Below are 13,515 nucleotides of genomic sequence, written 5' to 3'. Positions count from 1 at the left end.
GATATTAAATATGTAGTGGTTTAGCAAATGTTGCTAAAGCTGCCTCTCGCACTGCTTCTGATAAAGTAGGATGTGCATGGCAACAACGTCCTAAATCTTCTGATGAGCCACCAAATTCCATTAAAACTGCAATTTCATGGATCATTTCACCAGCCCCAAATCCAAGAATATGTCCACCCAAAACCCGATCTGTCTTTTTATCCGCAAGGATTTTAACAAAGCCATCATTTTTCTGCATCGCACGTGCACGACCATTGGCCATAAAAGGAAATTTACCAACATTATAATCAATACCGGCAGCTTTTAGTTCTTCTTCTGTCTTTCCCACACTAGCAATTTCCGGCTGTGTATAAACAACACTAGGAATGACATCAAAATTAACATGCCCTTTTTGACCTGCCAAAATTTCTGCTACAGCAACGCCTTCTTCCTCTGCTTTATGCGCCAGCATTGGTCCTTTAACAACATCACCAATTGCATAAATTCCTGGAATATTCGTCTGCCAATGCGCATCGATATCAATAAAACCACGCTCATCCACTTTAACACCAGCTTCTACCAAACCAAGACCTTCCGTGTATGGAGAACGTCCAGTAGCAATGAGCACAACATCAGCCTCTAAAGTTTCAGATTCACCACCTTTGACCGCTTCAAAGCTCACTTGAGCTCCTGAACCAGATTGCGTAATAGCTGTCACTTTCGCGCCAATCTTATATTCAATTCCCTGTTTTTCCATTATTTTTTGGAACTGCCGTGAAATTTCACCATCCATTGATCCTAAAACTTTATTAAGATATTCAATAATAGTAACTTTAGCGCCTAAGCGGCTCCAAACTGAACCAAGCTCTGAACCAATAACACCAGCCCCAACAACAATCATGTGTGTTGGTACTTTTTCAAGGGCAAGAGCCCCTGTAGAAGAGACAACAACCTTTTCATCGATTTCAACATTCACACCCGGAATGCTCGAACTCTCTGAACCTGTAGCAATAATAATATTTTTCGTTGCAATCGTTTGTTTATTACCATCCCTAGCAACGACTTCAACTTGACCCGCGGCTAAAATCTTGGCTGTACCAAAAAAAGTATCAACTTTATTCTTTTTCATCAAAAAAGAAACGCCACTGGTATTAGCTGTAACAACAGCCTTTTTATGCGCCATCATTTGATTAAGATTAAGCTTCGATTTTGCAATAGAAATACCAAGTGTTTCAAAGCCATGCTGCGTTTCAGCAAACACTTCCGAGGCATGGAGCAACGCTTTAGAAGGAATACAACCAACATTAAGACATGTACCTCCCAACGTTGTACGCTTTTCAATAATTGCTGTTTTAAGGCCCAATTGCGCTGCTTTTATTGCCGCGACATAACCACCTGGTCCCGCTCCAATCACAACCACATCATAAGACATCCGTTTTTCCTTTCATTCTGAAAACTCTATTTTACAAGTCAAGAACAAGGCGTTCCGGATCTTCTAAACTTTCCTTAACACGCACAAGGAAAGTCACAGCTTCTTGGCCATCTACAATACGATGATCATAAGAAAGTGCTAGATACATCATAGGGCGAATAGCAATTTGGCCATCAATAACCATTGCCCGCTCTTTAATAGCATGCATTCCCAAAATACCAGATTGTGGAGCATTCAAAATCGGCGTTGACATTAATGATCCATAAACCCCACCATTGGTAATAGTGAAAGTTCCACCCTGCATATCAGAAACTGCTAATTTTCCATCACGAGCAAGACGACCCAACCGGCCGATTTCCTTTTCAATTTCTGCCAACGACATCTGATCTGCATCACGAACGACAGGAACGACAAGCCCCTTATCTGTTCCAACAGCAATTCCGGCATTAACATAATTTTTGTAAATAATATCTGTCCCATCAATTTCCGCATTAACAGCAGGCAGTTCTTTTAACGCATGACAAACAGCCTTGGTAAAAAATCCCATAAAACCAAGCTTAACACCATGTTTCTTTTCAAACAGATCCTTATAACGCTTGCGCAAATCCATCACCGCAGACATATCAACCTCATTAAATGTGGTTAACATTGCCGCTGTATTCTGTGCATCTTTAAGACGGCGTGCAATTGTTTGACGCAATTTCGTCATACGGACTCGTTCCTCACGCATTTCCTGAACAGAAGCATCGGAAGAACTAGATACAGAGGCAGGTACAGATGCAGAGCTAGATGCAGAAACAGCAGGAGGTGGCGCTTTTACCCCTTGTGTTAAAACATTAAGAACATCTTCTTTGAGAATTTGTCCCCGTTTTCCAGAACCCAAAATATCACTTTTTGCAATATTATTTTCAGCCATTAATTTTGCAGCAGAAGGAGCAGGGGGCATTGTATTGCTTGAAGAAGGCTGCTCCAATTCAGACGGAACTACAGACACAGATGTATCAGAAGACGACGGTGATTTAGCAACACCAGCAGCTCCAGCTTCAACTGCTCCCAAAAGCGCATTCACTTCAACCGTATCGCCTTCCTTTGCAATGATTTCAGATAATTTTCCCGCAACAGGCGAAGGAACCTCAACTGTTACTTTATCAGTTTCTAATTCAACCAAGGGCTCATCCATAGCAACAGCTTCGCCAAGTTTTTTAAACCATTTGCCAACTGTTGCTTCAGTAACTGATTCTCCCAAAGTAGGAACACGGATTTCAGTAGTCATAATATTTTTCCATACATCAGAGTAGTCATAAATTAAGAACCTAATGCGTCTTCAAGAAACGCAGCAAGTTGTTCAAGATGTTTCACCATCAACCCAGAGGCCGGTGATGCACTTGCAGGACGCCCTGCATAACGTGCACGTGAATATTGAGCATTAATATGCGTCAAGACCCATTCTAAATAAGGCTCAATAAATGACCAAGCCCCCATATTCTTTGGTTCTTCTTGGCACCAAACAACTTCTGCCTGTAAAAAACGCGATAATACATCTACCAAAGCTTTCGCAGGAAAAGGATAAAGCTGTTCAACACGCAGCAAATAAACATTATCAATGCCTCTTTTTTCACGTTCTTCATAAAGGTCGTAATAAACCTTACCTGTACAAAGAACAATACGGCGAATTTTACTATCTTTCTGCAATTTGACAGCAGAATCTTTGAGACATTCTGCATCATCAAGTAACAAACGCTGGAAACTCATTTCCGTCCCCATTTCACTGAGAAGAGAAACAGCCCGCTTATGACGCAAAAGTGATTTTGGTGTCATTAAAATCAAAGGTTTACGGAAATCGCGTTTAATCTGGCGACGCAAAATATGAAAATAATTTGCAGGTGTCGTACAATTAGCAACCTGCATATTATCTTCGGCACAAAGTTGAAGGAAACGTTCCAAACGTGCCGAAGAATGCTCAGGTCCTTGCCCTTCAAAACCATGAGGCAACAAACACACCAGACCAGACATACGGAGCCATTTGCGCTCTGCAGAAGAAATAAATTGGTCAAAAATAACCTGTGCTCCATTAGAAAAATCGCCAAATTGCGCTTCCCAAAGCGTTAACCCCCGTGGTTCAGCAAGGGAATATCCATATTCGAAACCAAGAACAGCTTCTTCAGAGAGCATAGAATTGACAACCTCATAAAGAGCTTGCCCCTTCTGTAAATGATTCAAAGGAATATAACGCGCTTCATTTTCTTGGTCATAAAGAACCGAATGGCGTTGTGAAAAAGTCCCACGTTCTACATCTTCACCGGAAAGACGCACCGGCGCTCCTTCTAAGCAGAGTGAACCAAAAGCTAAAGCTTCAGCGGTTGCCCAATCAACACCTTCTCCGGTTTCAAAAATTTTAGCGCGATTACTCAAAAAACGCTGTATCGTTTTATGCACATGAAAATCTGCTGGTATATCTACAAGTTTCTGACCAATTTCCTTTAAAGTCTCTATCGCAACACCAGTTGTCCCACAATGTTGCTCTTCAGCGCTACTACAAGCCTTTAAACCCGTCCAGCTTCCATCAAGCCAATCAGCCTTATTGGGTTTATAAGAAGCACTAGCTTCAAATTCACTTTCAAGCTTATCGCGCCATTGTTTCTTTTGCTGCTCAATTTCTTCTAAAGCAACCACCCCTTCGGCTACCAATTGTTCACCATAAAGCTGTAGCGTCGTTTTGTGATTACGAATTGCTTTATACATAAGCGGTTGTGTAAAGGAGGGTTCATCTCCTTCATTATGTCCATAACGGCGATAACAGAACATATCAATTACCACGGGTTTATGGAAAATTTGACGAAACTCTGTCGCCACTTTTGCAACAAAAACAACAGCTTCAGGATCATCACCATTCACATGAAAAATGGGAGCATCGATCATTTTTGCTACATCTGATGGATAAGGCGAGGAGCGCGAAAAACGTGGATCCGTTGTAAAACCAATCTGATTATTGATAATGACATGAACAGAGCCTGCAACATTATAACCTTTAAGACCTGAAAGACCAAAAGTTTCCTGAATAACACCTTGCCCAGCGAAAGCAGCATCACCATGAATAAGCAATGGCAAAACCTTTGAACGTTCAGTTAATGGGAGTGCATCAGTGTGCGTAAGCCCCATAAGTTGATCTTGTTTAGCCCGCGCCTTTCCCATAACAACTGGATCAACAATCTCAAGATGAGATGGATTAGCCACAAGCGACAAATGAACTTTTCTACCATCAAATTCAAGATCAGCTGAAGTTCCCAAATGATATTTGACATCACCTGACCCTTCTACATCATCGGGTTTATAAGATCCCCCTTTGAATTCGTGAAAAATAGCCCGATGGGGTTTTGCTAGTACTTGTGAAAGAACGTTTAAACGACCACGATGTGCCATTCCTAAAATAATTTCCTGCACACCCAAAGCACTACCACATTTAATAATCTGCTCGAGAGCAGGAATCAGCGCTTCACCACCATCAAGTCCAAAACGTTTTGTTCCTTTATATTTCGTATCTAGAAACTGTTCGAACCCTTCTGCCTCAACAAGCTTATTAAGGATAGCCTTCTTGCCTTTCTGTGTGAAAGCAATCTGCTTATCTGGTCCTTCAATACGCTCTTGAAGCCATGCTTTTTGAGCAGGATCGGAAATATGCATATATTCCACCCCAATCGTTGAACAATAAGTACGATTGAGAATTTCAAGCATTTGCGGAATAGTTGCGTATTCTAACCCTAAAACATTATCAATAAAAATTGGTCGCTCGTAATCAGCAGGTGTAAAACCGTAAGCTTCTGGAGAGAGCTCTTTGTAGTCTTCAAGTTTTTCCGCCAATTGAAGAGGATCGAGCTTTGCATGAAGATGCCCACGTGCTCGAAAAGCACGAATCATCATAAGTGCGTGGACAGAATCACGGGTTGCTCGAATAATATCTTGTTCGCTAGAGGCTTTTCCTTTTTGCACAGCACCCGCGGCTGCTTTTTCTTTTAATTTATCACCAACACGCTTTTCAAGAGCAGACCAATCGCCATCAAGAGCAGAAACTAACTCACCATTTGCCTTTAACGGCCAATGATCACGTTGCCATGTTGCCCCTTCAGCATTTCTGAGAACATCTTCTTTTTTATCATGAAGGTTTTCAAAAAAAGTACGCCACTGCGAATCTACACTGGTGGGATCTTTTTCATATTGGGCATAAAGCTGATCTATATAATCCGCATTTCCACCATACAGAAAAGACGTTTGTGCAAAAAGACTATTTATTTCGTCCTGCCTTGCCATATACCTCTCCGGAACATTTTATTCCGTCTCCTTATATCTCTTTTCGACCCCTAAATGCCTGTAAAGCAAAAAAAGATCAGAAAATTCAAAAAAGCTTCACCTTTTTATACCTAATGTTTCACCTGAATAAGAAAAAATTCTTATTCAGGTAATTTTTTTACCCCTTCAAAACCGACATCAAAGTCTTTCCTATCTGCGATGGTGAAGGAGAAACGCGAATTCCAGCTGCTTCCATAGCAGCAATTTTATCTTCTGCTCCACCTTTACCACCAGAGATAACAGCACCAGCATGACCCATTGTACGTCCTGGAGGAGCTGTACGACCAGCAATAAAACCAACCACCGGCTTTTTACGACCTTTTCTTGCTTCATCTTTGAGAAATTGTGCTGCTTCTTCTTCAGCAGAACCACCAATTTCACCGATCATAACAATAGATTGGGTTTCTTCATCAGCTAAAAACATCTCTAACACATCAATAAACTCAGTGCCCTTAACAGGATCACCACCAATACCAATAGCTGTAGTTTGCCCAAGACCTTCATGACTAGTTTGAAAGACTGCTTCATAAGTTAAAGTTCCCGACCGCGAAACAACACCGACAGAACCTTTTCTAAAAATAGAACCGGGCATAATACCTATTTTACATTCATTGGGTGTGAGAATACCAGGACAATTAGGACCAATGAGACGTGATTTTGATTTCTCCAATCTCGCCTTTACTTTAACCATGTCCATAACAGGAATGCCTTCCGTAATACAGATAATTAAACGGATTTCAGCATCAATAGCTTCCATAATAGCAGTTGCAGCCCCTGCGGGAGGAACATATATAACGGAAGCATCTGCTCCTGTTTTCGCTTTTCCTTCCTCAACACTAGAAAAAATAGGAAGAGTTTCACCTTTTGAACCTTCCCAAGTTTCACCACCCTTTTTAGGGTTAACACCACCAACCATTTGCGTGCCATGATAAGCAAGCGCCTGTTCTGTATGGAACGTCCCTGTTTTTCCCGTAAGCCCTTGAACCAGAACTTTTGTATCTTTATTCACAAGAATCGACATAACTTAAGCTCCCTTCACGGCTGCAACAATTTTTTGAGCAGCATCATCTAAATCATCAGCGGGAATAACGTTCAAACCACTGTCACTGATAATTGCTTTACCTTGCTCAACATTTGTGCCTTCAAGACGAACAACCAAGGGAACCTTTAAACCAACTTCTCTTACAGCAGCAACCACACCTTCAGCAATCACATCGCAACGCATAATACCGCCAAAAATATTAACCAAAATCCCTTTAACATTTGGATCAGCGGTAATAATTTTAAAAGCAGCCGTTACCTTTTCTTTTGAAGCTCCACCACCCACATCAAGAAAATTTGCGGGCTCTGCCCCATAAAGTTTAATGATATCCATTGTGGCCATAGCAAGACCTGCCCCATTGACCATGCAACCAATTGTGCCTTCAAGAGCAACATAAGCAAGATCATGTTTTGATGCTTCAATCTCTTTTGGATCTTCTTCTGAGATATCGCGCAATTCCAAAATATCTGGATGACGGAACAAAGAGTTGTTATCAAAAGAAACTTTTGCATCAAGAACGCGCAAATGGCCATCTTTCATCACAATAAGCGGATTGATTTCAAGAAGGCTCATATCTTTTTCACAAAACGCCTTATAGAGAATGGGAAAAAGTTTTTCACCATCTTCTCTTGCACTATCGCGCAAATCTAGTGCATCACAAAGCCTTGTACAATCGGCAGCAGTAACACCCTGTACAGCATCAATGGGTAGAGTTAATATTTTTTCTGGTGTTTCTTCAGCAACCGTTTCAATATCCATACCTCCTTCCGTTGAAACAACGAAAGCAACCCGACCAACGGTACGATCAACCAAAAGTGAAAGATAAAGCTCTCGCTCAATATCGGCACCATCCTCAATATAAAGGCGATTGACCTGCTTGCCCTCTGGTCCGGTCTGTTTTGTTACCAAAGTTTTACCGAGCATTTCTTGGACATGTGCAACAACTTCTTCAACAGACTTTGCAAGCCGAACACCACCCTTTGCATCAGGACCAAGTTCTTTAAACTTTCCTTTACCACGACCACCAGCGTGTATCTGACTTTTAACCACATAGAGTGGTCCAGGCAATTTTTTTGCCCATTTTTCAGCTTGCTCTACAGAATAAACAGCAACACCATTTGCAATTGGTGCTCCATATTCATGAAGCAGACGCTTAGCCTGATATTCATGGATATTCATGCATTTGTCCTTTTCTTTTACGGATCACTTCATTAATCCTTAAATTATTATATTCTAAATACTCTGTTTTCATAAACAGAACCTTGCTCAATATTTATTTGAGACTAGGTACAAGAGCGATACAAGCTTCACAAAGTTGTTGCACCGCATTCACTGAACGCTCAAAAGCATCTCTTTCCTCTTTATCAAGATCAATTTCAATAACCCGCTCCACACCACCTGCACCAAGTATAACGGGAACACCAACATATGTATCATTCACCCCGTATTCTCCTGAAAGATAGGCTGCAACAGGAACAACACGCTTAGTGTCCTTCAAATAGGCTTCAGCCATAGAAACAGCAGAAGCTGCTGGTGCATAAAAAGCAGATCCTGTTTTTAATAAACTTACGATCTCCGCACCACCATCACGGGTACGTTGAATGATTTGATCAATCCGCTCCTGTGTTGTCCAACCCATTTTCACAAGATCAGGCAAAGAAATGCCACCCACCGTTGAATAACGCACGAGAGGGACCATCGAATCACCGTGCCCTCCCAAAACAAATGCTGTCACATCTTTAACAGAGACCTTAAATTCTTCAGATAAGAAGTAACGAAACCGTGCTGAATCGAGAATGCCAGCCATTCCAACAACTTTGTGTGTAGGAAGACCTGAAAATTTTTGCAATGCCCATACCATCGCATCAAGAGGATTTGTAATACAAATAACAAACGCTGAAGATGCATATTTTTTAATCCCGCCCCCAACTTGCTCCATCACTTTCAGATTAATACCCAAAAGGTCATCGCGGCTCATACCAGGTTTTCGTGCAACTCCTGCTGTTACAATAACAACATCAGCCCCTTCAATTGCCTCATAAGCATTGGCACCTTTTAAACTGATATCAAAACCATCAACGGGTGAAGATTCGGCAATATCAAGAGCCTTACCCTGTGGCATACCCTCGGCAATATCAAATAAGACAACATCGGCAAGCTCTTTAAGTCCAATGATATGTGCTAAAGTACCACCGATCATACCTGAGCCAATAAGAGCTATTTTTTTTCGTGCCATTTTTTTCTTCCTAACATTAGAGAACTCAGCGCACACTTATCAGCGCCAGTATACTGAATATTTCTTTGACCTTAGCTATATTTTCAATAAATCATTAAAAAGAGAAAGAGACAAAACTGACCAAATTTTTCTTTTCATAGAAGCAACAATTCTCCACAGAAACAACTATCAGAAAATTACCATGAAGTATCGATAAAATGAATTTTAAAAAAATACAACAGAATTATCACACTTCTTTTAAGTCCAAAGAGTTATTATTTTTACAGTTTACGTAAAGGTAAAGTTATATTCCGCTTTTCCCCTTTAAAAGAAAGCGCTCTGACCAAAATTTTAAATAATCTTGACTTTGCATTTCAAAAAGACGCGATTGTGTTCTTTTAAACTCAAATGTTTCTGCCGTCTGTGCACATCCTTTATATAAATCCTCAAGTACAGCTGCTGCAGACATAAATAGTCTTATGTTGCGTTCATAGAGAATATCAATCAGTAAAATAAACCGTTTCGTTTCATTGCGACATGTATCGTCCATCACAGGTACATTATCGATAAAAATCGTATGATAACGCTCCCCTAATACTAAATACTCAACTGCTGCCAAAGGCTTTGCACATAAATCTTGATAATCAAAGCGTGCGCATCCCGCTCCAGTACGTGGAATATGAATAAAACGCCCCTTTATAGAAAGTTCATCAGATGTTTCCTTCTGTCCTTGCAGCACCAATGCCCAAGCTTGATCCATGCATTTATTGGCTTCCAATCCTAACGGCGTTATATACACATGTTGTAGATTTGATTTTTCAAGACGATAATCTGTTTTTGCATCAAGATTGAGAATGTGAACATGTGCTTTCAAAACTTGAATAAAAGGCAAAAAAAGTTCTCGATTTAAACCATTATAATAAAGATTATCTGGAGCAACGTTTGAAGTGGCAACGAAGAAAACCCCTTTATCAAACAAAGCAGAAACAAGACGCCCTAATACCATAGCATCTGCAATATCTGTTACACTAAATTCATCAAAACAAAGTACCTGAGCTTCTCGTGCAAGATCTTCAGCGACAGCTAAAATAGGATTATCTTTTCCAGCTTTTGCACATGTTGATCTTTGACGATAAATATTGATGCGCTCATGTACATCAGCCATGAAATCATTAAAATGGGCGCGTTTTTTACGCTCTTGGCGCAAACAAGAAAAGAACAAATCCATGAGCATGGTTTTGCCTCGCCCTACTTCACCATAAATATACAATCCCTGAAAGGGACTTTCATCTTGCCTTGAAGCATGAACAAAGGTTTGTTTTTTTTTCTTAAAGAAAGGCCAAAATGCCCAAGGCCGAGAAGCATTTTTTTTCACAACATCTTTTAATAAACGATCAAAATGCTTCGTTAAAGCCAATTGAGCAGGATCAAAACTTATTTCTCCTTTGTATACCAGCTCCTTATAGCGCGTCGACACTAACACCATCCAAACAACCTTTTTCAATCTGTTTCCAATGAAAAATATAAATTCGCTTCACAGACCTGTGCACAAATTTCTTATTTTTTCATAAAAAACCAAAAATGATCTAACGGCTTAAAACAACTGGACGATCATCGAGTGTACGCCCCTCAAAACGATCAACACTGGAAGAATAAAGAGTAATGATAACGCGTCCTGAATTATTATAGAAATATAATCTTTTTCCTTTAACAGTCCACGAATTTACCTGAGAAACGATTCCTGGACAGTGTAAAGGACCAGCACGATATCCTTGACCATATTTTGTTTGTGGTGTTGCAATTCGGCAAACTTTTCCACCTACAGAAAGATTCCACACCCCCGCAATACTTGCAGGAAACAAATCAATGGCATTGCTTGGCAATTCGAGATTAGCCATTCGCCCATCACTTTGGGAATCTCCTTTCTCATACATCGAAACATCTGCTGCTTCAGGTGCTGACGAATAAGAAGATGGCAAATCAGACATCACCTCTGTTTGCATTTGTTGAAGTGGATAAAAAACTTCTAATGTATTATCGTCATTGTTACTGTCAAAGCGAGATGTTGAACATCCTGCCAAAGAAATTACAATTGATGTTGCAACGAAGAACGAAATTTTTGAAAATGACATATCTATACTCTTTCCCACGACAATAAATAAGCTCACCCAAAGAAATAGATGAACATTTGTTATATGGCATTTTACAAAGATAAATTAACAAATTAAAAAAAACAGGATAAAAATTGTCTATTTTAAAGATAAATAATTTTTTACTACCAGTTTTATGATTAAACACTAGAAATTTATAAGTTTTTCAGTCATATATCTTTTGTGGGAAATCACTAAAAATAGAGAAATTTCATGAAAACACCATTCAGCAAAATGAACGGTCTTGGCAATCAAATCATTGTTGCTGATATGCGTGAAAGCACACACGCCCTCACACCACAAGCAATCCTCGCTTTATCGGTAGATCCTCAAACACATTTTGATCAAATTATGGCCATTCACACATCAACAAAAAAGAAAGCCAACTTTCGCATCGAAATATGGAATGCTGACGGCTCAATGGCTAAAGCTTGCGGTAACGGTACCCGTTGCGTAATTGCATGGCTCATAGACCACAATTATGGTGAAATTTTTCAATTGGAAACACCTGCTGGAATTATTGAAGGAAAACGCCAAGCTGGTGGACTGATCTCTGTTGACATGGGAAAACCCCATTTCAATGCAAAAGAGATGCCTGTTTCACGTGAAATATGTGACACCAATCACGTGGAACTTACGGCTGGTCCTTTAAAAGATGCTTGTCTTGTATCCATTGGCAATCTCCATGCTATTTTTTTTGTTGAGAGTGATGTTCAACATATTCCATTAGAAAAGTACGGACCAACACTTGAATATGATCCTCTTTTTCCAGAACGGTGCAATATTTCCATTGCTTATGTTACGTCAAAGAAAAGCCTCAATTTACGTACATGGGAGCGAGGAGCCGGATTAACACAAGCATGTGGGAGTGCTGCTTGTGCAAGTGCGGTGGCGGCTTATCGACGTGGACTCACAAAACGCCATATCGATGTGAATTTACCAGGGGGAACACTGAATATTTTTTATCGAGAAGATAATCACATTATAATGACGGGTCCAGTCGAATATGAATTTAGTGGTTTTTTTGACCCTTTAACAGGGAATTACAAAAAGGATCACTCGTAATGACAATAGAAATTGTAACTTTTGGTTGTCGACTAAACAGCTACGAATCAGAAATCATACGGAAAGAAAGTACTTCTTCGGGGCTAGGTCAACTCAAAGATGGTGCTATTATCTTTAACACCTGTGCTGTCACTGCCGAAGCCGTGCGACAAGCAAAACAAGCTATTCGTAAAGCAAGACGTGAAAATCCTCATGCGCGTATTATTGTAACAGGTTGTGCTGCACAAACAGAAGGGCAAAATTTTGCCTCAATGACAGAGGTTGACCTTGTTTTAGGGAATGAGGACAAACTCCATGCTCATTCTTATCGTCAACTTCCTGATTTTGGCATCAACCATTCCGAAAAATTGCGCATCAATGACATCATGGAGATACAAAAGATTGCTCCACATATGGTGAGTGCAATGGAAGAGCGCACCCGAGCCTTTGTACAGGTACAAAATGGCTGCGATCATCGCTGTACATTTTGCATTATCCCTTATGGACGTGGGCCATCACGTTCAGTCCCCATGGGTGCTGTCATTGAACAAATAAAAAAACTAACAGGCAATGGTATTCAAGAAGTTGTTCTGACAGGTGTAGATCTTACAAGTTATGGCCACGATCTCCCTGGAAAAACCACTCTAGGAAAATTAACTTCAACCATTTTGCATCATGTTCCTGATTTGCCTCGATTACGTCTTTCTTCTATAGATTCTATTGAAGCAGACGAAGAACTCATCAATCTTTTAGCCTATGAAAAGAAAATAATGCCTCATTTGCATTTATCCTTACAAGCAGGCGATAATATGATTCTAAAAAGAATGAAACGACGGCATTTACGTGAACATGCAATTCAATTTTGCCAAGACTTGCGTGCCAAACGTCCTACAATGGTTTATGGTGCTGATTTAATTGCTGGTTTTCCCACTGAAACGGAAGAGATGTTCCAAAATAGCCTCTCTTTGATCGATGAGTGTAATCTAACACATCTTCATGTCTTTCCTTTTAGTCCAAGAGAAGGGACACCTGCCGCGCGTATGCCACAAATCGACCGTAGAGTGGTAAAAGTCCGTGCAGAAAGATTGCGCAAAGCAGGTGATGAAGCTTATAAAAAGCATCTTGCTCATTTACAAAACAGTCAACAAACAATTCTCGTTGAAAAAGATGAAATTGGGCGAACAGAAGATTATACTCTTGTACACATTAAAGGTGCAAAAGCTGGAACAATCGTTCAAGCCCTTATCGTTGACCATGATAGTGATAAATTAATTGCTGTCCTTCCAAAACTGAATGCCGCTTGAGCAGG

At 40.3% G+C, this 13,515-nt stretch carries 10 protein-coding genes; 2 read left to right on the top strand and 8 right to left on the bottom strand.

What is annotated here, in order from left to right; translation table 11 throughout:
• Positions 1–4: 4 nt before the first annotated feature.
• The 8 genes from lpdA to ME1_RS01775 form a co-directional block, all read right to left on the bottom strand.
• Positions 5–1,411, bottom strand: coding sequence for a dihydrolipoyl dehydrogenase (gene lpdA / locus ME1_RS01810; protein ID WP_004862472.1), 1,407 nt, complete (start codon positions 1,409–1,411; stop codon positions 5–7).
• Positions 1,412–1,442: 31 nt separating this feature from the next.
• Positions 1,443–2,684 (bottom strand): 2-oxoglutarate dehydrogenase complex dihydrolipoyllysine-residue succinyltransferase, encoded by a 1,242-nt coding sequence (gene odhB / locus ME1_RS01805; RefSeq protein ID WP_004862470.1) that lies wholly within the window; start codon positions 2,682–2,684, stop codon positions 1,443–1,445.
• A gap of 32 nt (positions 2,685–2,716) precedes the next feature.
• The gene (locus ME1_RS01800) at positions 2,717–5,716 is read right to left on the bottom strand and encodes a 2-oxoglutarate dehydrogenase E1 component (RefSeq protein WP_004862468.1); all 3,000 of its coding nucleotides are present in this window, start codon (positions 5,714–5,716) and stop codon (positions 2,717–2,719) included.
• 157 nt (positions 5,717–5,873) lie between these two features.
• Positions 5,874–6,776 (bottom strand): succinate--CoA ligase subunit alpha, encoded by a 903-nt coding sequence (sucD, locus tag ME1_RS01795; RefSeq protein WP_004862466.1) that lies wholly within the window; start codon positions 6,774–6,776, stop codon positions 5,874–5,876.
• 3 nt (positions 6,777–6,779) lie between these two features.
• Positions 6,780–7,976, bottom strand: coding sequence for an ADP-forming succinate--CoA ligase subunit beta (sucC, locus tag ME1_RS01790; RefSeq protein WP_004862465.1), 1,197 nt, complete (start codon positions 7,974–7,976; stop codon positions 6,780–6,782).
• A 94-nt stretch (positions 7,977–8,070) separates the two neighbouring features.
• Positions 8,071–9,033 carry a malate dehydrogenase gene (gene mdh / locus ME1_RS01785; RefSeq protein ID WP_004862463.1) on the bottom strand — a complete coding sequence of 321 codons (963 nt, stop codon included), beginning with the start codon at positions 9,031–9,033 and terminating at the stop codon, positions 8,071–8,073.
• Between the two features lie 283 nt (positions 9,034–9,316).
• The gene (gene zapE, locus ME1_RS01780; protein ID WP_004862461.1) at positions 9,317–10,498 is read right to left on the bottom strand and encodes a cell division protein ZapE; all 1,182 of its coding nucleotides are present in this window, start codon (positions 10,496–10,498) and stop codon (positions 9,317–9,319) included.
• Positions 10,499–10,598: 100 nt separating this feature from the next.
• Positions 10,599–11,144, bottom strand: a complete 546-nt coding sequence (locus ME1_RS01775) for an AprI/Inh family metalloprotease inhibitor (protein WP_004862459.1) — start codon at positions 11,142–11,144, stop codon at positions 10,599–10,601.
• 231 nt (positions 11,145–11,375) lie between these two features.
• On the opposite strand from ME1_RS01775, the gene dapF reads away from it, so the two are divergent.
• Positions 11,376–12,227 (top strand): diaminopimelate epimerase, encoded by an 852-nt coding sequence (gene dapF / locus ME1_RS01770; RefSeq protein WP_004862457.1) that lies wholly within the window; start codon positions 11,376–11,378, stop codon positions 12,225–12,227.
• Entirely contained in the window at positions 12,227–13,510 is a 1,284-nt protein-coding gene (mtaB, locus tag ME1_RS01765) for a tRNA (N(6)-L-threonylcarbamoyladenosine(37)-C(2))-methylthiotransferase MtaB (protein WP_004862455.1), read from the top strand. Before dapF ends, mtaB begins: the two co-directional genes overlap by 1 nt.
• Positions 13,511–13,515 lie beyond the last annotated feature (5 nt).

Origin of the sequence: Bartonella vinsonii subsp. arupensis OK-94-513, assembly GCF_000278235.1 — a bacterium.
GTDB classification, from domain to species: Bacteria; Pseudomonadota; Alphaproteobacteria; order Rhizobiales; family Rhizobiaceae; genus Bartonella; species Bartonella arupensis.
This window is presented reverse-complemented; position numbering and strand designations above follow the sequence as displayed.

Excerpts from the sequence above, each read along its gene's own strand:
- lpdA (WP_004862472.1), bottom strand. The coding sequence starts at position 1,411 with ATGTCTTATGATGTGGTTGTGATTGGAGCGGGACCAGGTGGTTATGTC.
- odhB (WP_004862470.1), bottom strand. The coding sequence starts at position 2,684 with ATGACTACTGAAATCCGTGTTCCTACTTTGGGAGAATCAGTTACTGAA.
- ME1_RS01800 (WP_004862468.1), bottom strand. The coding sequence starts at position 5,716 with ATGGCAAGGCAGGACGAAATAAATAGTCTTTTTGCACAAACGTCTTTT.
- sucD (WP_004862466.1), bottom strand. The coding sequence starts at position 6,776 with ATGTCGATTCTTGTGAATAAAGATACAAAAGTTCTGGTTCAAGGGCTT.
- sucC (WP_004862465.1), bottom strand. The coding sequence starts at position 7,976 with ATGAATATCCATGAATATCAGGCTAAGCGTCTGCTTCATGAATATGGA.
- mdh (WP_004862463.1), bottom strand. The coding sequence starts at position 9,033 with ATGGCACGAAAAAAAATAGCTCTTATTGGCTCAGGTATGATCGGTGGT.
- zapE (WP_004862461.1), bottom strand. The coding sequence starts at position 10,498 with ATGGTGTTAGTGTCGACGCGCTATAAGGAGCTGGTATACAAAGGAGAA.
- ME1_RS01775 (WP_004862459.1), bottom strand. The coding sequence starts at position 11,144 with ATGTCATTTTCAAAAATTTCGTTCTTCGTTGCAACATCAATTGTAATT.
- dapF (WP_004862457.1), top strand. The coding sequence starts at position 11,376 with ATGAAAACACCATTCAGCAAAATGAACGGTCTTGGCAATCAAATCATT.
- mtaB (WP_004862455.1), top strand. The coding sequence starts at position 12,227 with ATGACAATAGAAATTGTAACTTTTGGTTGTCGACTAAACAGCTACGAA.